The sequence below is a fragment of the Acinetobacter higginsii genome (assembly GCF_000369525.1).
Lineage (GTDB): Bacteria > Pseudomonadota > Gammaproteobacteria > Pseudomonadales > Moraxellaceae > Acinetobacter > Acinetobacter higginsii.
The window spans coordinates 363,296-384,314 of the sequence record NZ_KB850073.1 but is presented as its reverse complement, the minus strand read 5'-3'; the positions used below and the strand labels follow the sequence as shown (position 1 = coordinate 384,314).

Annotated in this window: 25 protein-coding genes; 11 read left to right on the top strand and 14 right to left on the bottom strand. The window is 41.6% G+C overall.

Annotated elements, in window-relative coordinates; genetic code table 11:
• Positions 1-82: 82 nt before the first annotated feature.
• On the top strand, positions 83-2,041 hold the full coding sequence (locus tag F902_RS20365; protein WP_005206370.1) for an acetyl-CoA carboxylase biotin carboxylase subunit: 1,959 nt from the start codon (positions 83-85) through the stop codon (positions 2,039-2,041).
• A gap of 33 nt (positions 2,042-2,074) precedes the next feature.
• Here F902_RS20365 and F902_RS20360 read toward each other — a convergent pair whose 3' ends face one another.
• From F902_RS20360 to F902_RS20305, 12 genes are all read right to left on the bottom strand, one after another.
• Complete coding sequence (locus tag F902_RS20360; protein WP_005206369.1) at positions 2,075-2,548, bottom strand: hypothetical protein; 474 nt, start codon at positions 2,546-2,548, stop codon at positions 2,075-2,077.
• Positions 2,549-2,574: 26 nt separating this feature from the next.
• Positions 2,575-3,423 carry a sterol desaturase family protein gene (locus tag F902_RS20355; RefSeq protein WP_005206367.1) on the bottom strand — a complete coding sequence of 283 codons (849 nt, stop codon included), beginning with the start codon at positions 3,421-3,423 and terminating at the stop codon, positions 2,575-2,577.
• Between the two features lie 74 nt (positions 3,424-3,497).
• Positions 3,498-4,277, bottom strand: coding sequence for an AraC family transcriptional regulator (locus F902_RS20350; protein WP_005206364.1), 780 nt, complete (start codon positions 4,275-4,277; stop codon positions 3,498-3,500).
• A gap of 192 nt (positions 4,278-4,469) precedes the next feature.
• Entirely contained in the window at positions 4,470-5,399 is a 930-nt protein-coding gene (locus F902_RS20345) for a lipase secretion chaperone (protein WP_005206362.1), read from the bottom strand.
• A 12-nt stretch (positions 5,400-5,411) separates the two neighbouring features.
• Positions 5,412-6,755, bottom strand: coding sequence for a sphingomyelin phosphodiesterase (locus F902_RS20340; protein ID WP_005206358.1), 1,344 nt, complete (start codon positions 6,753-6,755; stop codon positions 5,412-5,414).
• A gap of 357 nt (positions 6,756-7,112) precedes the next feature.
• Entirely contained in the window at positions 7,113-7,532 is a 420-nt protein-coding gene (locus F902_RS20335; protein ID WP_004652554.1) for a roadblock/LC7 domain-containing protein, read from the bottom strand.
• A 22-nt stretch (positions 7,533-7,554) separates the two neighbouring features.
• Positions 7,555-8,097, bottom strand: a complete 543-nt coding sequence (locus F902_RS20330; RefSeq protein ID WP_004802616.1) for a GTP-binding protein — start codon at positions 8,095-8,097, stop codon at positions 7,555-7,557.
• Positions 8,098-8,105: 8 nt separating this feature from the next.
• Positions 8,106-9,074 carry a hypothetical protein gene (locus F902_RS20325; protein WP_004802619.1) on the bottom strand — a complete coding sequence of 323 codons (969 nt, stop codon included), beginning with the start codon at positions 9,072-9,074 and terminating at the stop codon, positions 8,106-8,108.
• Between the two features lie 154 nt (positions 9,075-9,228).
• The gene (locus F902_RS20320) at positions 9,229-9,588 is read right to left on the bottom strand and encodes a roadblock/LC7 domain-containing protein (protein ID WP_004802620.1); all 360 of its coding nucleotides are present in this window, start codon (positions 9,586-9,588) and stop codon (positions 9,229-9,231) included.
• Positions 9,589-9,975: 387 nt separating this feature from the next.
• Complete coding sequence (locus F902_RS20315; RefSeq protein ID WP_005206357.1) at positions 9,976-10,638, bottom strand: hypothetical protein; 663 nt, start codon at positions 10,636-10,638, stop codon at positions 9,976-9,978.
• 15 nt (positions 10,639-10,653) lie between these two features.
• Complete coding sequence (locus F902_RS20310; protein ID WP_004802623.1) at positions 10,654-11,079, bottom strand: ClpXP protease specificity-enhancing factor; 426 nt, start codon at positions 11,077-11,079, stop codon at positions 10,654-10,656.
• A 14-nt stretch (positions 11,080-11,093) separates the two neighbouring features.
• On the bottom strand, positions 11,094-11,753 hold the full coding sequence (locus F902_RS20305) for a glutathione S-transferase N-terminal domain-containing protein (protein ID WP_005206356.1): 660 nt from the start codon (positions 11,751-11,753) through the stop codon (positions 11,094-11,096).
• A 126-nt stretch (positions 11,754-11,879) separates the two neighbouring features.
• Between F902_RS20305 and F902_RS20300 the strand changes: the two genes are divergently transcribed.
• A complete protein-coding gene (locus tag F902_RS20300) occupies positions 11,880-12,278 on the top strand; it encodes a hypothetical protein (RefSeq protein ID WP_005206355.1) in 399 nt (132 codons plus the stop codon).
• Between the two features lie 63 nt (positions 12,279-12,341).
• Here the strand turns inward: F902_RS20300 and rpsI are convergent, their stop codons facing one another.
• Both rpsI and rplM read right to left on the bottom strand, forming a co-directional pair.
• A complete protein-coding gene (gene rpsI / locus F902_RS20295) occupies positions 12,342-12,728 on the bottom strand; it encodes a 30S ribosomal protein S9 (RefSeq protein ID WP_004775642.1) in 387 nt (128 codons plus the stop codon).
• A 12-nt stretch (positions 12,729-12,740) separates the two neighbouring features.
• Entirely contained in the window at positions 12,741-13,169 is a 429-nt protein-coding gene (gene rplM, locus F902_RS20290) for a 50S ribosomal protein L13 (protein WP_004652543.1), read from the bottom strand.
• Positions 13,170-13,436: 267 nt separating this feature from the next.
• On the opposite strand from rplM, the gene F902_RS20285 reads away from it, so the two are divergent.
• The 9 genes from F902_RS20285 (at position 13,437) to rlmN (ending at position 21,013) form a co-directional block, all read left to right on the top strand.
• Positions 13,437-14,066: a hypothetical protein gene (locus F902_RS20285; RefSeq protein WP_005206354.1), complete on the top strand. Its 630-nt coding sequence runs from the start codon at positions 13,437-13,439 to the stop codon at positions 14,064-14,066.
• Between the two features lie 77 nt (positions 14,067-14,143).
• Positions 14,144-15,112, top strand: coding sequence for a 4-hydroxythreonine-4-phosphate dehydrogenase PdxA (pdxA, locus tag F902_RS20280; RefSeq protein ID WP_005206353.1), 969 nt, complete (start codon positions 14,144-14,146; stop codon positions 15,110-15,112).
• A 32-nt stretch (positions 15,113-15,144) separates the two neighbouring features.
• A complete protein-coding gene (gene rsmA, locus F902_RS20275; RefSeq protein ID WP_005206352.1) occupies positions 15,145-15,957 on the top strand; it encodes a 16S rRNA (adenine(1518)-N(6)/adenine(1519)-N(6))-dimethyltransferase RsmA in 813 nt (270 codons plus the stop codon).
• A 5-nt stretch (positions 15,958-15,962) separates the two neighbouring features.
• Positions 15,963-16,802 (top strand): symmetrical bis(5'-nucleosyl)-tetraphosphatase, encoded by an 840-nt coding sequence (locus F902_RS20270; protein WP_026057561.1) that lies wholly within the window; start codon positions 15,963-15,965, stop codon positions 16,800-16,802.
• Between the two features lie 156 nt (positions 16,803-16,958).
• Entirely contained in the window at positions 16,959-18,230 is a 1,272-nt protein-coding gene (locus tag F902_RS20265) for a glycosyltransferase family 4 protein (protein ID WP_005206350.1), read from the top strand.
• Positions 18,231-18,268: 38 nt separating this feature from the next.
• On the top strand, positions 18,269-18,820 hold the full coding sequence (locus F902_RS20260; RefSeq protein WP_005206348.1) for a phosphatase PAP2 family protein: 552 nt from the start codon (positions 18,269-18,271) through the stop codon (positions 18,818-18,820).
• A 96-nt stretch (positions 18,821-18,916) separates the two neighbouring features.
• On the top strand, positions 18,917-19,117 hold the full coding sequence (gene iscX, locus F902_RS20255; protein WP_004652532.1) for a Fe-S cluster assembly protein IscX: 201 nt from the start codon (positions 18,917-18,919) through the stop codon (positions 19,115-19,117).
• A 107-nt stretch (positions 19,118-19,224) separates the two neighbouring features.
• Complete coding sequence (gene ndk, locus F902_RS20250; RefSeq protein WP_004652531.1) at positions 19,225-19,656, top strand: nucleoside-diphosphate kinase; 432 nt, start codon at positions 19,225-19,227, stop codon at positions 19,654-19,656.
• Positions 19,657-19,777: 121 nt separating this feature from the next.
• Positions 19,778-21,013, top strand: coding sequence for a dual-specificity RNA methyltransferase RlmN (gene rlmN / locus F902_RS20245; RefSeq protein WP_005206346.1), 1,236 nt, complete (start codon positions 19,778-19,780; stop codon positions 21,011-21,013).
• Positions 21,014-21,019: the final 6 nt, after the last annotated feature.

The following is a 21,019-nucleotide window of genomic DNA, read 5'->3' as shown; positions in this document are numbered from 1 at the left end:
CTCCAAATCCGCTTTATTAAACAAGAGGGACTTCCTCCGTTAAGAGGTGGATTGAGAGGGATTTAATAATCGAGATGAAACAATGAGTTTTTCAAAAGTCTTAGTGGCAAACCGTGGTGAAATTGCTGTTCGTGTGATGCAAACAGCTAAAGCAATGGGCTATCAAACGGTTGCGGTGTATTCAGATGCAGATGCCAATGCCCGTCATGTCCAACTGGCCGATGAAGCGGTTTATATCGGTGCATCTAAAGTTTCAGAATCCTATTTATCCATTGCCAATATTATTGCAGCCTGTCAGAAGACTGGAGCTGATGCGGTCCATCCAGGTTATGGCTTTCTGTCTGAAAATACCGACTTTGCTCAGGCTTGTCTTGATCATGGTATCACTTTTATTGGGCCGACGGCTGCTGCCATCGAGTTGATGGGCAGTAAACGTCTTTCTAAAATTGCCATGATCCAAGCAGGTGTACCTTGTGTGCCTGGTTATGAAGGTGATCAGCAAGGCCTTGATTATCTAGCACAACAAGCTGAGAAGATTGGCTATCCTTTAATGGTCAAAGCCTCAGCAGGTGGTGGTGGGCGAGGTATGCGTTTGGTCCAAGATGCTGCTGATGTATTGGACGCATTAAAAACAGCGCGTTCGGAAGCAGAAAATGCCTTTGGTTCGGGTGAGTTGATCTTAGAGAAAGCGGTGATTGCCCCAAGGCATGTCGAGATTCAGGTCTTTGGAGATACACATGGCAATTATGTGTATTTATTTGAAAGGGATTGTTCGATTCAACGCCGTCATCAAAAAGTCGTTGAAGAAGCACCTTGTCCAGTGATGACACCTGAACTACGTCAGAAAATGGGCGAGGCTGCTGTTGCGGCAGCACAGGCGTGTGATTATGTTGGGGCAGGCACGGTCGAGTTTCTGCTTGATCAATCGGGTGAATTCTATTTCTTGGAAATGAATACGCGTCTGCAAGTCGAACATCCAGTCACTGAAATGGTCACAGGCTTGGATTTGGTGGAATGGCAATTGCGTGTTGCCAATGGCGAAACCCTGCCTTTACAACAACATGAGTTGAGCTTAAACGGACATGCGATCGAAGTCCGTTTATATGCAGAAGATCCACGTCAGGACTTCCTGCCACAAACAGGCAAAGTACTGCGTTGGCAAGCAGCGGGTGCTGATAGCACTCTACCGAATGTCCGTATTGATCATGGCATGCTAGAACACGGTGAAATCAGTCCCTTCTATGATCCGATGGTGGCCAAAGTGATTGCCTATGGCAAGACCCGTCAGGATGCGATTCGACTGCTTGCCAAAGCGGTTGATGATTGTGTCTTGCTTGGTGTGAATAGCAATAAGCAGTTTCTTGTCAATTTATTACGCCATCCGATCATTGTGGCTGGGGATACCAATACGGCATTTATTCAGCAACACTTCCAAGAAGATGTCAGCCTGCACCAACAAGCTTTGCCGCTTGAAACCTTAGCCGTGGCAGCAGCACTGTTTACCCAGCAAAATCAGCAGCAAGTGGCTTGGCAAACGGGTGTTGCTATGCCGTTTCCACTGAAACTGAAATATGCCGATCAGCAGATTTTGTTGCATGTGCAAAATGATCAGCAGCAGGTCAAAGTTACGTTATGTGATCAACAAGCAACCATCAATATTGTAAGCATCAGTGATGTGCAGATTGTTTATAGTTGTGAAGGTGTTCGACGCAAGCTCGCCTATGTTATTGATCAGGATCAACTCTATTTGGATGCAGCTAATGGTAATGTATTGATTGAAAATAGCACCTATGCAGTACCAGAAGCGGCTGAGGTGGTGGGTGATGGCAAAATTCGTGCACCAATGGACGGTGCGATTGTGAATTTGCTGGTCAATGTCGGAGATTCAGTAACAAAAGGACAAACCTTATTGGTGCTTGAGGCGATGAAGATTCAGCAACAAATCAAATCCGATGTCGATGGTGTTGTCGAGGAGTTGATTGGTCAAGTCGGGCAACAAGTGAAAAAACGTCAATTGTTATTAAACCTTAGCACGACTTGAAGACAACATTAGAATAGAGCAAAAAGCGAGGTCTTAGCCCTCGCTTTTTAATAAGTGCAGCACCGCATTTAAAGAATGCTCTGAATTCCCTTGTAATTCTTGTGTTGCAAATTCAGCTAAGGCTTGTTCATGCGCTAACAAATACTGGAGAAAGTCTTGTGTGTTGGCATCTGCGTGTTGCTGCATCCGTTCAAAAGTGACCATAAACGGTTGTGTACCTTGCTTAAGTAAATGCATGGCCAGTTTCCAAGGTAATTTAGCCATCGCAATGCCTGATGCCTTGGCCTGTAACTTAATATGCAGACGAATTGTGGCTGTCTGACCTTGTTGACTTAAGAACTGCTGTAACTTGTGCAGGGTTTGGGTTTCCAGTTTGGCCAGCGTTTGCCATTTTTGTTGTTGCTCAATTGAGCGTGTATGCTTGGCTGCATTTAAAAAGATCAGTTCACCCAGTATTTCTGATTCAAGTGCAGTATTCAGATCGTGTTGATATTGTGGGTAATGCATCGCTGATTTCCTTTAATTTAGGTGTCTCATTGGTTTTTTCTAGCAAATGGCCAACGTATTTGTTTGAGATAAGTCTTTGGTAGCGCAGTCTTTAACCCGACTTGTCCTGCTTTCACGGGTTTGCTTTCATAGTAATACGTCCCAAACAGATGATCCCAGATCATCCAGAATTCACCAAAGTTTTTACGACCAAAACCATATTTATGATGCCAGCGATGGACTTCGGCAACCCCCAGTAAATGTCTAAAAACACCTACAGAATAATCCAGATTGGCATGCTGAAAAGCCAAATGAATTGCGGTTAATCCCATCCACGTCCCAATCAGATTGGCGGGTGCACCGATTAAGGTAATACAGATAATTCCAGGCGCTGCGAGCAGAATGGCACTTAATGGATGACGACGTTCACCATTCAGCCAATATAATCGTTCAGCGCTATGATGAAGGGCATGCAATTTCCATAGGAAACGTTTTTTATGACTTAGCCAATGCATCAGCCACAAGCCAAAGTCGATGACTAGACCCACAATCAGTAATTGTAGCCAGATCGGTAGAGTGCTTGGCCAAAAGCTAGTTATATCAATTAGCTTTCGAAATAAGGTAATGCATTCAGCAGTCATAAAAATCATGACGATACTAAAACTGGCATGCAGGATATCAACGCCTGTATCTTCATGATCGGTTAGCCAGGTTTGTTCATAAGGTTGAATCTGTTCAAGCAGCGCAACAAGTGCAATCGCAATGGCTGCAATGCAGGGCACATAAGGCCAATAGCTAAGCTCACCCGCGGCAACGGGCAATAAAAAAAACAGACTCAGCCCCATCATCAGGGGATAACTGCTATAGCGAATGAGGTATTGAATTAACTTCGGCATGGTGTATTGTTCCAAAACAATGAACAGTCACTATGCCTATGCGATTGCAGCACTGAATTGAACAAAACAGCTATTTATTCAATAAAGAAAATTTGCCCCTGCATCTGGCTCAGTTCCGATGGCCGGACCCCGAGTAATTCAATACAAGTTCGTGTGAAATGCGCCTGATCAGCAAAATCAGCTTGATGAGCCGTATCCGTTAATGCACGTCCATTTTGCATTTGAGTTAATCCACACATGAGACGTAACCATTTACGATAGCTGCGCAAGGGTAGTCCTACTTGTTCACGAAACCAGTGCGAAAAACGACTTTCAGATAAACCTGCAACTTGCGCTAAAGATTGGCGATCGGGGATATTGGATTGCAAAACACCCTGATAAAGCAACGCTAGAATGTATTCAAGCTTCTGTGGATTACGATAGGGAGCTGAATTGCTCAGCTGTGTATTTTTTAAGAAATCGGCTAAGCCATGATTGAGCGGTATCTGTGAGTGAAAGCTGTGTTGCAACAGTTGTTGTAGATCGATTGATACTTCACCTACTTGTGTAGATGCATGAAACTCTAGATTGAATCTGGTTGTGAGTGCATGACAGGTATCAATGTAAAGCGACAGATAGTCGCCAGTTATAAGTTGATGCTTTAGCTTGGCGGGAATGAATAAAGTCGGTGCTTGATAAAGTTGACCATCAGCAATCACTTGCACGGGTTGATCTGCATTCAAGGACATGGTGATTTGATGCGCATAGTGGTGGTGAGGGTGATTATTTCCTGATTGTCCAAGAAAAGCGGCAATCCCCAAAGCAATTGCTGCTTGACCACTCCAACCAGCATTATCATTTTTTAAGCTGTCCATGCTACATCATGATCTTGAAGTAATTGAATGGTTTATTTAGCGGGAATGCATGTTCTTTGTCAAATAAGGACCGAGTAAATTAAAAAGGATCATTCTTATTTAATGCCGACACATTGTCTGTCTAAATGGTCGGCTAATGCTTTATCAGAAATGAGATATAAATTTAAGCTGCTATCCGTTGAGTACAATGTGTTAAGAGAACATTTTTAGACGTAGATTTTCTAGGCGGCTTTGATATTGCTTTTGCCATTCTTCATTTGGCAGTTGTGTTTTTAATGGCTCCATCTCTTGTTGTAGCTGTTGTACAGCCTGCTGATATTGATTGACTTGTTGCTGTTGTTGAACTTCACGTTGTTCACGCTGCTGTACATCTTGGCGTTGCTGTTCGGTGAGATAGCGTTGTTGTAACATCTGCTTTAAGCGTTGCGTTTCAGCAGGGCTATGTTGTCCTTGATTGATTAAACCGAGTGCTTGTTCATAAAGCCCCATTTTATTTTCTTGTTGAGCTGCATCAGGGTACTGTTTTTGTAGCTGCTCAAATGCTTTTAAACGTTGTTCAGCACTAAGTTTTTGATTCTGCGCTAAATCATTGTAGGCAAACCGATAATCCGCATAGCCGCGTTCTTGACCAAAACCCAGCATCGCTTCGGCTTGTCCCAAGGTTTGTTCTCTGAGCTTCCACAAGGCATCAAAGCGTTCTTTTGGCGATAACGACGTCGATAACACCGTGTTTTGCATGCGTTGTTCATATTGCGGCATACGTTTTATTAGATTTTCCACCAAATGTGCAAAGTTTTGATCTGGATAATTAGCTAAAGCTTTTGCTAAAGCTGCATTACAGTCGGATACAGGGCAGTTGGCTTTAAAATCATTGAGAAACTCGGTGATATTGCCGGGTTGCTGTTGTAGTGTTTTTAATTGTTTTAAAAGTGACTCTTGAAAAACTTCATCCTTGGTTTTGTTTGGCATGCCTTCATTACTCACCTGTGTTGATGAATCTTGAGATGATGCGGTGGATTTGGTTTGTTGAATTGCAGCGGAAGAGGCAGTGCTCTTCCAAACTACAATCCCAACCAAGACCACGACAACAATAAGCATTGTCAGCAATAGTCTTTTATTCATACCGAATTCCGTTTATGGGCCGTAATTAAATTGCCCCATCACAGGGAAGTGATCTGAAAGATCCCATGTCATATACAGTGGGTCCGCTGTGGTACGTAAGATACGCACATCGTTACGAGACTGAGTCGGTTGACGGTGGTTATTTGATGTCACCACATAGTCTAGATATTCGACTGTTGCACCACCTGAACCTGCTGCTCCAGCCAACTTATTCACGCGTGGGTCAAAGGTCGATTCAGTATAACCTGTGCTTGGTGCTGCGGTCGCATTCAGATTGGTTAACATGTCTTGATAATCTTGCGGCCATAACAGTTTATTGACATTGAAATCACCGCCCATGAGCACGGCATCAAAACTTGGGATATTTTGTTGATTTACCAATTGGCGAATTTGTTTGAACTGAACCTGACGCAATGCGCGTGCTGCATCGGTATCAAAAGAAGCGGTATGCGTAGAGGTGACATGATACGCCTTACCATTCTTAATGATTTCTGCATACAGCACACCTTTATCCGCAAAACAATCAGTTCCTGTACAGTCTGGATAAATCAATTGTGCTGTTTTGACGATTGGATAACGGCTCACAATCACCAAGCCACTATCAAACAAGTTATAGCCAGAACCGACTGGAATATGGGTTTGATATGGGTACTGTTGTGCCAGTTGATTCAGCATGCCTGTACGCGATGAAGCAAAGGCTTCTTGCATCATAATCACATCGTAACCGTTTAAATGATTTGGTAATTCAGCCAAGCGTTCGCTGATTTTACTCGCCACCATCGGGAGGGCATAAATATTGTAAGTCAGTACCTTGAGCTCATCGGCACTGGCTGAAACAGGCTCTTGAAGCGTGTTTTGATGAATGGTGTAGTGGAAATCATCATAGCCCCCCGTGTATTCAGCTTTTACTGCTGCTTGTGCAGATAAACCGCCATAAGTTGTACTAATACGATGCACATCACGATCTGAATACCATGGTGATGTTGTGGTCGCCGTTTGAATCCCATGTTTAATATTACTGCCCGACCAGGTTCCCGTCATGGTTTGTTTTAAAGTGACTTGCGAATTGCCACTGCTGAGAACGGTATCAAAGTTATAGGTTTTACCGGATTTGATCCCGGTATAACGGTTGATACGTAATACTCGTTTGGTCTCGTAGGGTGCAAGTTGAGTCGCTTCCTGCGCCCATTCATTGCCTTGCTGTAAGCTTGCCCCAGTTTGATTGACTTGTATTGATACGGTTTGTGGCGTGGTATTGGTCACAAACACGTAGGAATCAGCCAAGGTCTGTTGGGTAGAAAAACCACTGATTAAGAGCGCGACCCCTGCGCCTAGTTTTAAGCTCTTCAGCTTCATCTTTATCTCTCCATAGTGCTTAATAATGTTTGAACAAATACATATTTCATTGTTGAAATTATTCATTTGTGAAAATTTTATGATTGTTATTTGTTCGAAAATTATAATAATGAAAAAATATTGCTAAATCATTTAAATTTCTAACCGCTCATCTGATGTTTTAAAAAACAATATTTTATTCCATATTTTTGGCTGAAATAGGGATTTTTTAACAGATTGGGATAGTTATTTAGTGAAATATAGGAAAAGTAATGATTCAAAAAAGAAAATTGAAAAGTAATCTATTTATGATAGAGGCTATAAATGAACAAAATCTGACAAGCTGGCGGTGCCTGTCAGATTTTGTGATGAGAAAAATTAAGCTTGGTCAGCGTCGACGATTGCACTGCTGGTTTGTTTCAAACTATAGAGCAGTTGTCCTAACAAGACATCTTTATTACTTAAAGTCACCATGACCATGGGATGATGAGGGGCAGGGATTGAGGTCAGAATGGCCTTACCATTTTCAGCATCCAAGGTAATACTTTGGCAGCCTGTCAACTGGATTTCATTGAGAAAAGCAGTGACCATTGCCAAGATTGAACTACTGACAGCTGCCAGTTTGGTGCTGTTATAAGGGTTCTTCTTGTAAATGGAGGCAAGCTCAAAGCCATCGGTAGAGCAGAGCATAATGTAATCGACGCCTCGGATATTGGTTAAAATATCGTTGGCCTGCGCTTTAGCAAACTGAATCAGCTCTTTGGGTGCTGTACGTTGCTGACTAGGAATACTGAACATAATTCTTCTCTTTATAAAGTAATTAGTTTGTTGCTTTTAAATTGACTTCTAATGCTGCTATGAGAGATTCAATCATCAGCAAAATATGTTCTTGTTTACGGGCATCAATAAAAAATAAGGGATATTGGTAGTCATTTTGAATTAACCACTCGCGATAGATCGTGGTTGGTTGCCCCTTGTTTTCATCCACGTGGGTGATGCCGATTGAAATATTTTGGGTATAGTCCTTAAAGGTATCCAAATACCCCTCAAGTTCTTCGATTGGTACTTTACTGTTGTGGTCAACCAATAAAATAACGCCCAAAGCGCCTTGGCAAATCACCGGCCAAATAAAATCAAAGCGTGATTGGCCTGGGGTGCCATATAAGCCTACTTTTACACCGTCATCTAAAGTAATCTCACCATAATCAATACCCACCGTAGTTTGCATTTTATTATGGGCCTGACTATCTGTATTGAATGCTTCGGTCGCGAGGACAGGAATTTCTGAAAGCGATTTGATTGCTTCGGTTTTACCTGCGCCCATGCTTCCTGCAAATACAATTTTATATTGTTGGAGAATCATATCAATCCTTAAAGCCCAAAGCGGCGTCTGATCTTGCCGAAAAATTTATTTAAAAAGCCTTGTTGTTCAATTGTTTGTTCAGTCTTTTCAATTCGTAGGTAATGACTTTCTGAAGCAGGGATAATGCCGCCATTGTCAGAAATAATGCAGGCAGCGATAAATTGTTGAACCGTTTGAATAGGAAGTTTTAATTGTGTTGCAACTTGATAGAGTTGGGCTCCTTGTATAAAGCAAGCAGAAAGCAATAAAGTGGTTTTACGGTCAGTGCCTTGAGCTGGCTGTGGCCAATATTCAATTTTGTAGTATTCATTTTCATTTGGCGCTAAACGCTGAAACTCGAGTGAATGCCAGAACAGGTTCCATAACCAATCTTGCAGGTTATATTCAACTTTGCGAGAAACTTTGGTGAAGTTTGAGGTGGTCGCAAATTCATATTTAAAACTATGGTTGGTTTGCGTGTGGGTGCGGGTTGGTTCTAGCCATGCAATTTGACTCCGCGTATCAATAATGGCCAAAGTACCGTGATCATCAAACAAATGTAGACGGGCATTTTCAGGATTTAACATGTCGGTTAAATACTTTTCATTGATAGCATTATGTGTAGAGGTCGATTCGATCTTCGGTTGTTGCGCCTGTTGATGGGTGATATAGCTTAAAAGGCGGAGATGAATCCAGTTTTTTAATGCATCAGTATGCTGAAAAGGCAAGTAAAGCGTATTGTGTTCTTCTATATGTTGTGAGCCTTCTCCTTTTGAAATTTTTAAGCAGGGAAGTTGTTTTTGTTCTAAAATACGTTGAATACCTTCGGTTTCAAAAAAATTTTCATTTATTAATAATAAGTCGATATTAGGATCGGCAATATTGATCCAATTAATGCCAAATTCATGAGGTATTGTTTTTCTAAGTTCTATTTTTAACTCATCTGAAACTTTTAAACTTATACCTGAAATTGCGATATTAATGCAATGTCCATTCATAGTATCACTTTAATATTTTATAAAATATTGGACTGCACAAAATTAGTCTAATACTAAAGACTAATAATAGACCGCTTGCATATTTGTATTTTCTTATAATGAAAATATTAAATATACAAGAAGTCTAATATATTAAGTATTTTGAAATTTAGAATTAAGCAAAGTCTAATTCTTTTTCAAATGTTTTTAATTCGTGGCGAGCCATCGCAAGGTTCGATTTACTGCGGTCTAATACGAGATAAAGGAATAAGTTGCCATTGCTTTCTAATGGACGGATTAAGTGGTATGCCTTGCCCAGTGTGATCAGAATATCTTCGATGTCATCGTTCAGTTTTAATGAGTTAGCTACACGGCGTTTTGCTCGAATAACTTCGGTATTACCCGCAGCTGCCAATTCTAAGTCGATTGAACCCCCACCTTGAGTTGCTAGCGCCAAACCACTCTCTGTATCTACTAATGCTGCTGCAACGAACCCATCAATATTTGTTAAGCTTTCTAATGAAATTTTAGCCATGATTTTATCTCTACTAATACATCTTTGTTTATGAAGTTATATTTGCCACTTCTGTTTTTGATTAGTTTTCAAAAGTAGTTAATCTCATTATAGGAAACTCTTTTATTAAATCAATCATGCTTTAAAATAATTGAATTGACTGATTTGCTAATAATTGACAATTTTTGTCAAACAAACAATTAAAAATACTAATTGAGGATTGGATTTTATTTTTAGTGTGATTCTATTCACATTAATATCGGGTTTTAAATGCTTGCTTTGATTGTAAATAAATGTAAATTGTTTTTAATTAATATAGGTACATTGATTTTTTAAATAAAATAAAATTAATAATAAGTCTATGATAAAGAAAGCAATCGTGCTTTCTTTATCATTTAAATAGTGAGCTTAAACGGAAACCAATTGGCAATATGAACAATACAAAAAGATCAGAATGACCAATGCCACGAAAGGCGAAACAATATAGGCCCAAGTTGGAGTTTCTGGAATTTCGACTTTGATCGTAGGCTCATCATCATGCGCAACGGGTTGTGCTTGATGAACCATTTGATTGAATTCTTGCATCGTCGCTTCAAGTGATACTTCTTGCTGAATAACTGGCTTCGATCCGAGTAATTCGGTGAGTTGATTGGTTGACCAAACCCAGTCTTCTGCTTGTCCAGATAGATGCTCAATCTGACCCAATAAAAGTTCTGTTAGTCCTGTTTGCCCAAAGCTGCCAGTTTGATCAAGCTGTTTCAATTCAGTTAATTGTAAGGCCAGTACATCTGACAGGCTTTTTTCCAATTCGGTTGCTTTAAGTGCCGATTGATTATGAGCTGAGGTGGTGAGATGGCGAGCAACCTCTTGAATGTAAAGAGGATCGGCAGTATGGACTTCTTGATAGAGTTTCTGTGGATTCTGTTTCCAGAGACTAATCAATTGTCCGAGTGCCAACACGTTTACTTCATCAATATATGTTTGTTTTTCTTTAAGAGAATATTGACCAAAAAGTTGTGGTTTTTGAATTTTTATTTGTTCAGAAAAATATTGAACTAAATCAAATGCCATCGTGACGATCCTCGCTTAATCTAAAATTCTTAGTGAAGGTTTCTTTTTTGTTGGTTCAGTTTCTTGCTTTGTTTCATCGATTGATGCCGCTGTAGAGTCTTCGATTTCTGCATATTCAGAAGCATCAAAAAACAAGCCTTGACCATTTTCTCTTGCGTAAATACCTAATACAGCACGAATCGGCACATAAATTTCTTTTGCAACGCCACCGAAGCGAGCAGAGAAGGTAATCGCTTCATTACTCATATGTAGCTGATGAATGGCATGTGGAGCAAGATTTAAGACAATTTGACCATCCTTCACAAATTGTAAGGGAACATCAGTATGGGGTTGCGTCGCATCCACCAATAAATATGGTGTCAGTTGGTTATCGCAAATCCATTCATAAATGGCACGAGCAAGATATGGGCGTGTAGGTGTAAAAGTTATTTGCTCAGACATAATTGAAAAACTTATTAAATCGTAGAAATCAATTCATTGTAGCTGTTTTTTTCTTGAGCTGTCATTGATTTAATGAACGATGGTCGGCTAAAGATACGATGGCAATACAAGAATATAGGTCGACAGTGCTGTGCAGGGAGTTCAACCCCCATACTTTTTAGCCTTAGGAAGATTGGAGCGAGCATACAATCTAAAATTGAAAAAGTTTCCGACATAAAAAATGGAAAATGCTGAAACAGAGGGGTGAGAGAAATTAGGGTGTCCCGAAGTTCCTTCTGTGCTTTTTGCTTTTGCTGTGGGTCTATCGTATCCGTATGTCTTAGCATATGATCGGCAAGCTTGAACCAATCTTGTTCAAAGCGCCAAATGTATTGGCGTTGCTCGGCACGCGCCATCGGGGCATCGGCATAGAGTTTATTTTGACGATAGCGATCATCTAAATATTCAGCAATGACATTGGCTGAAAATAGCTTTAGGTTTTGTTCAATCAACATTGGAAGTTGATTGTAGGGATTGAGATCAGCTAAATCCTCATCCTCATGATCTGTAATAATCAGTTGGTATTTGATTTGTTTTTCAGCAAGTAAAAAACGAATCCAGTGTGAGCGGAAATCATCTGCATGACTATAAAGCGTAATGCCTTGGACAGGGGTTGGGGGATTTTCTAAAGACATAAGTCCAAAAAATTATGGTTGACTGTTTAGAATACTAAAATTAACGTTGGAAATCACTTAAAGCTGAACAATATACATGTTACAGAATAGATTTATGATTCAATAAGTTCAAAGAGGGAAAATAGAATGAAGCGAGATTACCTGATTGTTTTGTGTGGAGCGTTGTTACTGGCTGGTTGTGCTAGCTCGCCTACAGGATCTGAGCATGACAATGTCTCAGCAGTAGAGAGTGAGGTCGCTGCCGATGCGGTTATTGCTGATGCGGCTGATGATGATAGTGGGCAACAATATGGTGGGATCAAAAAACAGTATGTGGTCAAGGGGTGTCAGGTCACTCTTTATAATGATGGCCCAGTCCAGATGATTCATGAAAAAACAGGTCAACCGTGTAATGCACCGATCCCGAAAGATCATCAATTTTCTAAAGTGAGCAAGACCTATACACAGAATGGCTGTAAGATCACTGAGTTCGCTTCTGCCGATGGTGCTGGTGATGCGATGATGGATTGTTCTAAAAAGAAATGATGAAACGCAGGCAATAAAAAAACCTCGGATAAATCCGAGGTTTTTGTCCGATTCGTAAAACGATTAACGTTTAGAGAATTGAGGACGTTTACGAGCTTTACGTAAACCAAGTTTCTTACGTTCAACTTCACGAGCATCACGAGTAACGAAACCAGCTTGACGAAGAGCAGGTTTTAAGTTTTCGTCAGCAGCGATCAATGCACGAGTAATACCGTGACGGATAGCGCCTGCTTGACCACCGATACCACCACCTTTAACAGTGATGTAAAGGTCAAATTTTTCAGTAACTTCTAAAAGCTCTAAAGGCTGACGCACAACCATACGAGCAGTTTCACGACCGAAATATTGCTCAAGCGTACGGTTGTTAATTACGAGTTTACCTGTACCAGCTGATAAGAAAACACGTGCAGTTGCGGTCTTACGGCGACCTGTACCATAATTAGTAGCCATGTGCTGTATCCCTTAGATGTCCAAAACTTGTGGCTGTTGAGCAGTATGAGGATGCTCAGTACCAGCGTACACTTTCATTTTTTTGATCATTGCATAACCAAGAGGACCTTTTGGTAACATACCTTTAACAGCTTTTTCTAAAACTGCTTCAGGTTTGTGAGCAATTAACTTCTCGAAGTTAGTCTCACGGATACCACCAGGGAAACCAGTATGGCGATAGTATTTCTTATCAAGTGATTTGTTACCAGTCACTTGAACATGTTCAGCATTGATCACAACGATATAATCGCCAGTGTCAACGTGAGGAGTATAAGAAGTTTTGTGCTTACCGCGTAAACGACGAGCGATTTCAGTCGCAAGGCGACCTAAAGTTTTGCCAGAAGCATCAACAACATACCAGTCGTGTTGAACTTCAGCTGGCTTAGCGCTGAGAGTTTTCATTTAAACCACTACCTATTATAGTTGGTTTGGACGATGAAATCTGTCCAAACAAAAGGAGACCGAATTCTACATGAGTTTATAAAACTACACAAGAAAAATTAGCCGGGAATGCCAGAATTTGCTGCAATGTGACTGGTTTGGGAATTAACGCACGCTGAATGAAATAGCACATTATTTGTCTTGTGAGGGGGCTAGATTTACCCTATCATTTTTATTCCAATTATTTGAAATAAATAGAAGTATTTACCTCTTCTCTCGGGGAATTTGATGAAGTTGTCGTTTTCTACAAAAATTGTTGTAGTCACATTATTAATTGGCGTTTGTTCAACACAAACCAATGCACGACGACTTTATAAATGGGTAGATCAGACCAGCGTCACCAATTATTCAGAATTTCAGCCCAAAGAGGGCACCAGTCGTAAGCTTGAGGTGCTGGAAAGTCGTGGCAACGATCATGTTGACCCTTCGATGGCTGTTACTGCAGAAATGAAAGCGATTGAGATTCCTGTCGATCAGATGAATTTACAAGGGCAAGCGACCAATACAACGGCACAGCCTGTTCAGCAACCAACCACACAAACGGTTGTCAAACAAGGATCAATCGCAGCACCATATATACGCCCAGTCAGTGTAGTGGTTGCGCCAACGCCTGTGGAGAAGAAAGAGACTCAAGTTGTACAAGTGGCTGAAAAGAAAGAAACTGTTAGCAACCTATTGGCAGATAAATCCGCGAGTGCTGTAGCAGTCCCTGAGAAAAAAGAAGAAGCAGTGATCGTACAGGCTGAGAAGAAAGTACAGCCCAAGATTAATCCTTGGACACGCAAGGTCGAGTTTGTACCTTCGAATCTAGTGCCACAAAACTTACCCAAAGCGACAACAAATCCCGAAGTAAAGTAAATTATAAAAAATGAAGGGCTATAGCTCGTTTTAGATTTTGGTTACACTAGAGGTAATCAAAAAGATTGGCGATACTTATGCTCCCTTTATATGTCACTTCAGGCGAACCTGCAGGAATTGGCCCAGACATCTGTCTGAGTTTGGCAGAGCGTGTAGATGAACGGCCCATTGTTATTTTGGCTGATATGCAAATGTTGCAGCAACGCGCCAATCTTTTAGGTATTGATGTTGAACTGATTGCTTATCAAGGACAGGCTGAATCTAGTTTTCAGGGACAACTTTTTGTTGAACATGTGCCTTTAGCTAAACCTGTTGTGTTGGGACAATTAGATTCAGCCAATGCGGCTTATGTGTTGGAACAGCTACGCCGTTCAGCCGATTATGCGATGTCAGGACAGAGTGTTGGTGTGGCAACAGCCCCAGTTCAGAAGTCGATTATTAATGAGGCAGGCATCACGTTTAGTGGGCATACCGAATATTACCAAGAGTTTGCAGGTATTGATCGTGTGGTGATGATGCTGGCAACGAAAACATTAAGAGTTGCCTTAGCGACGACACACTTAGCCTTGCGTGATGTGCCTGATGCCATTACCACAGAGCGTTTGCAGCAAGTGATTGATATTTTGATTCATGATTTAAAAACAAAATTTAAAATCGCTGCACCACGTATTTTGGTCTGTGGTCTGAATCCGCATGCCGGTGAAGATGGCTATTTGGGTCGAGAAGAAATCGAAGTGATTAATCCTGTGTTAGAAACCTATCGCGCACAGGGGATTAGCATGAGTCTCAGTTTACCTGCGGATACCTTATTTACCCCAGAAAATCTAAAAGATGCCGATGCTGTTCTGGCGATGTATCACGATCAAGGTCTACCTGTGTTAAAATCACAAGGCTTTGGTGAAGCAGTTAACATTACATTAGGCTTGCCATTTATTCGGACTTCGGTCGATCATGGCACAGCACTTTCTCTTGCAGGCACTGGACAGGCAAAAGCATCGAGTTTGCATGTTGCAGTGGATTTAGCACTTGATTTAGCTCGTCAGTGATTAACGAGTAAATTATTCACGTTGGAATTATTATGTATCAAATTAATGCCCTAAACCCTAAAGATGAAGGGCATCAGGCTCGAAAACGTTTTGGTCAAAACTTCTTACATGATCAACGTGTGATTGCCAAAATTGTACGCTCAGTGAATCCGCGTGCGGGCGAAAATATTGTCGAAATCGGACCGGGTTTGGCGGCATTGACTTCACCTTTAATTGGCGAATGTGATGCGTTGACCGTAGTTGAGCTGGATCGTGATTTGGCCGCGGGTTTGCCGGGTCGTGTGCCACATCCTGAGCGTTTGACCATTATTGAAGCCGATGCGTTGAAATACGACTTCACACAACTGTTTCAAGACGGCCGTCCACTGCGCGTAGTAGGGAACTTACCCTATAATATTTCAACACCACTGTTGTTCCATCTCTTGGAGTTCGGTGACAAAGTCAAAGACATGCATTTCATGTTGCAGAAAGAAGTGGTTGATCGTATTACGGCAACACCAAACACCAAAGAATATGGTCGTTTATCGGTGATGATTCAGTATTACTGCAAGCCAACCTTCTTATTTGAAGTACCACCGGGATCATTTAATCCACCGCCAAAAGTCACATCGGCAGTTTTCCGTTTAGAGCCATACGAAACCAAGCCAATCGTGGCAAAGGATGAGAAAGCTTTGGCGCGTTTGGTTGGGCATGTCTTTACCCAGCGCCGTAAAACCCTACGTAATAGTTTAAAAGGGATGTTGGCAGAAGACGGCTTTGAAAAAGCAGGCGTTGATCCGATGGCACGTCCAGAAACATTGAGTTTGGCTGATTTTGTCGCACTTTCTGATCAGATGGTGTCTTGATGTCGATGTCTAAACGCTATAACTATGTCATTGGTGATGTGCAAGGCTGTTTTGAAGCACTGAAAGCATTACTAAAAGAAATCCGCTTTGATCCAGACCAAGACTTTTTATGGTTTGCGGGTGATCTGGTTGCACGTGGTGAAAACTCGGTAGGTGCTTTACGCTTTATTAAAAAGCTGGCTGACCGTGGTGCTGCCGCAACGGTGTTGGGTAATCACGACTTGACCTTGATTGCCTGCGCCCGTGGTTTTAAAAAGGCCAAAGACAAAGATCACACTCAAGAAGTGATTGATGCCATTGATGGTGATGAGCTGATTGATTGGCTGCGTAAACAGCCGTTAAGCCTATCTCCAAATGCACAGACTTTGATTACTCATGCAGGTGTGCCGTGTATCTGGAATGCCGAAAAAACGGTGGCATTGGCACAAGAAGTACAGAAAGTGGTGGGGCATGACGATCTTTCGGTTTTAGATAGTTTTCTTACCGAGATGTATGGTTCACAACCTGATCTATGGTCTGATGAGCTGACGGGTATGGCACGCTTACGCTGTATTACCAATTATCTGACGCGGATGCGTTTAACTGATGCAACAGGCCGTTTAGAGTTTGATTTTAAAGATGCGCTCGATGCACCGATGCCTGAGGATTTCCAACCATGGTTTGAGTTTGAAAGTCAGGCAGCACAGACCCATCAGTTGATTTTTGGACATTGGGCGGCTTTGCAGGGCAGGACCATTAGTCCTCAAATTCAAAATGTCGATGGTGGCTGTGTTTGGGGACAGCAATTGATGGCGTTCCGTTTAGAGGATCAGCAACTTTTTGCAGTGGATAATCCTTTAGCTTGATCAGTCCGTGATCTCTTTTAAATGCCCATTTTCATACTGAACTCGGGCATTTTTTATTTTAAGACTGTCAAAAAACTGTCATACACTGATCATTAAAGTGTCAAAAAATGCTTTTAAGCTGAAAGCATGAAAATAACGACACAAATGGATGGCGATATGCAGAGTACATACGCGACATCTCTATTCAAGCAAGAGTTTCCTGAAAATTTTAAATTTTACTTTAAAAGGAAACAACCCAAAAATAAACAAGATGAATTGTCTGAGCTTCGTGATCTGGTTCGTCCTCGTCTCCGAATCGCCATTGTAACCGAAACATGGCCACCCGAAATCAATGGTGTGGCGCTGTCGATGATGCAATTGTGTCAAGGTTTACAGCGACTAGGGCATAAAATTTTATTGGTACGACCAACCCAAAAAGCAGTCTGTACCGAATTTTATCCAGAACAAGAATGTCTGGTCATGTCTCAACCGATTCCGAAATATCCAAGTATTCAGTTTGGTTGGCCGCAATATATTAAAGTGTCCAAAGCCTTTGAAAAATTTGCTCCAGATGTGGTGCATATTGTGACAGAAGGACCTTTGGGGTTGACCGCCTTACAAGCAGCAAAATCAAGAAAAATCGCAGTCTCCAGTGGTTTTCACTCAGCCTTTCATGATTTTAGCCGCTTCTTTGACTTGGCTTTCTTGGTTAAGCCGATTCAGCGCTATTTAACGTGGTTTCATAACAGTACCGATGTGACTTGTGTGCCAAGTCAATATACCGAACAAGCTTTACGTGGTTTCGGTGTGACTTGCCCATTGGTGGTGGTCGGACGTGGTGTGGATACCGAAAAATTCTCGGCCAAACATCGTTCACAACAACTGCGCCAACAATGGGGTGCCGATACCGATACCCGAGTGATGTTGTATGTCGGACGTTTATCACCAGAAAAAGAAGTCGATGTGCTGATTAAAAGCTTTCATGCATTACAGGCTCAACAAGGTAAAAATAGTAAGTTTGTGATTGTTGGTGATGGTCCAGATCGTGCCCGTCTAGGCAAGATGGCACAATCGGATGACATTATCTTTATGGGCAGTCTGAGTGGTCGTGATCTCTCAGCCGCTTATGCCAGTGCCGATGTGTTTGCCTTTGCCAGCCAAGCCGATACGTTTGGAAATGTGGTCTTAGAAGCAATTGCCAGCGGCTTAGCGGTGGTGGCTTATGATTATGTCTGTGCCCATCAGCATGTACAACCGAATGTCACTGGTTGGTTGAGTCCATTGGGGCAAACAGATCATCTTATTCAATCGATTTGCCAATTACCTGCCTTGCCGCAATTACGACAAATGGGCTTATTGGCCAGTGAAAGTGTACAGCAAAGTAGCTGGCAGTTCCCAGTACAACAATTAGAACAAGCATTGTATCAAGTCGTGAGGAGTCTCCCATGACCGCGACTTAAGCTACTCTCAAAAAGAGGAGAAATCGTATGAATCTTCAAAATGCAAAAATAAAAATACTTGATTTAGATTTAAAAGGGTGTGTCTACCTCAATCATCTCTCTCAGTCACAACGGATCGCTTTATTTTTTAAAACGATCAGTCGTTTGGGTGATGGGCCATTTTGGTATGTCATGTTGTTGTCTGTATGGGCAATGCAAGGTTTGGCATACGGTCTGCAACTATTGTATGTGATTGCAGCAGGTTCTGTTGGAACCTTGATCTATAAGTTTTTAAAAAATAAAACCACCCGCCCAAGACCCTATCAGGTGCATCAGGTGATTGTGTTGGGTGAGCGACCACTCGATCATTTTAGTTTTCCATCAGGTCACACTTTGCATGCAGTGATGGTGACCATCACTTTGGGTTATATTCAACCTCTACTATTGCTGTTAATGCTGCCATTCACGATTTTGGTTGCCTTATCTCGAATGGTACTCGGTTTGCATTATCCAAGTGATGTGATTGTGGGTGCGATGATTGGTGCATCGGTTGCCAGTGGGATTATCTTGTTCGCGCCAACTGCCAATATCGCTTTGTAAGGTGTTTTATCTCGAATTTAGCGACAGAACACTATCTCTTAATTTGTATGATTTGTTAAAGTACGCTCAATTACACTCATTTATTTAGGTTGTCATATGGGCTTACGTTGGACAGATACGATTGATATTGCGATTGAACTCACCGAAGCGCACCCAGATGTAGATCCACAATGGATTCGTTTTACCGATTTGCATGCATGGGTTTGTGCTTTGCCTGACTTTAGTGATGACCCAAATAAGTCAACTGAAGGTTTGCTTGAAGCCATTCAAATGGCATGGCTGGATGAAGTTCGTTAAAAATTCGTCAGAAAACGCTTAAGTTTTGCATATTCAAGCTGATTATTAGCGATGACATCGGTATAATGCGGCAAATTTTTTAGTTTAAACCATAATAGGAGTCAATCATGGCGATTGAACGTACTTTATCTATCGTAAAACCAGATGCAGTATCTAAAAACCACATCGGCGACATCTTTGCTCGTTTCGAAAAATCAGGTTTGAAAATTGTTGCAACTAAAATGAAACACCTTTCTCAAGCTGATGCTGAAGGTTTCTATGCTGAGCACAAAGAACGTGGTTTCTTTGCTGACTTAGTTGCATTCATGACTTCTGGTCCAGTGGTTGTTTCAGTTCTTGAAGGCGAAAATGCAGTTCTTGCTCACCGCGAAATTTTAGGCGCTACAAACCCTAAAGAAGCTGCTCCTGGGACAATCCGCGCTGACTTCGCTGTAAGCATCGACGAAAACGCTGCTCACGGTTCTGACTCAGTTGCTTCTGCTGAGCGTGAAATCGCTTACTTCTTTGCTGATAACGAGATTTGCCCACGCACTCGTTAATCCAAAGTATTCAGACCAGATAAGTGGTATACTACTTATCTGGTTTTTTATTTCTTATAGCTTGTGTTGTGCGAATAATGCACAGCATTTTTTAGCGTCGATATTGTTTAGGTAAATATACATGAGTTCTGCAGTGGTCGTTTCATCAGAAAATTTAGATGAAAAACAACAGTCTGTTTCTACGCCTGTCGTTCATGCTGCCGAGAAAAAAGTAAATTTACTTGGCATGTCTCGAGCTGAATTAGAAAAATTCTTCGAAGACTTAGGCGAAAAGAAATTTCGTGCAGGTCAGGTCATGAAATGGATTCATCAATATTTTGTGACTGATTTTGCTGAGATGAGCAATATCTCAGGCAAATTACGAGAGAAACTCGAAAAGATTTGTGAAATTAAAGCACCTGATGTGGTACATCGTAACTATTCGAAAGATGGAACTCGGAAGTGGGTGTTCCGTGTAGGAGATGGTGAAGGTTCTTTGGTTGAAACCGTATTGATTCCTGCGGAAGATAAAACAGGTGCGCGTAAGACCTTGTGTATTTCATCACAAGTGGGCTGTGCATTGGATTGTTCATTCTGTTCAACAGGTAAGCAAGGTTTTCAACGTGATTTAACCCCAGCTGAAATCATTGGTCAGTTATGGATGGCGAACTATTCCTATATGGAAGAGGTGCCTGTGGCCGAACGTGAACGTACGGTGACCAATGTGGTGATGATGGGTATGGGCGAGCCTTTACTCAATTATGATGCTGTACTCAGTTCTATGCAGCTTATGCTAGATGATTTTGCATATGGTATGTCAAAACGCCGTGTGACCTTATCGACGTCAGGTGTCGTCCCGAAAATTGATCAACTGGCGCAAGATATCGATGTCGCTTTGGCAATTTCATTACACGCGCCAAATGATGAATTGCGTAACGAACTTGTTCCAATCAATAAAAAATATCCATTACAACAGTTAATTGCGGCTTGCCAACGTTATCTCGCTAAAGATGGTAATGAAAGCTCACGTCGTCATGTCACCATCGAATATGTGATGCTCGATGGTGTCAATGATAAGCCTGAGCACGCACAACAATTATTAAAACTGTTAAAAAATTTACCGAGTAAGATCAATCTTATTCCATTTAATCCGTTCCCGCATGCGCCGTATGGTCGCTCGAGTCGTAACCGAATTATTGCCTTCCAAAAAACTTTGTCGGATGCTGGATTTGTGTGTACGATTCGTCAGACACGTGGTGATGATATTGATGCTGCGTGTGGACAATTGGTAGGACAGGTTGCTGACCGTACTCGTCGTGCTGAACAATGGAAAAAGAAAGTGGCGCAACAACAAGAAATTTTGCGCACACAAGGATAATACTTG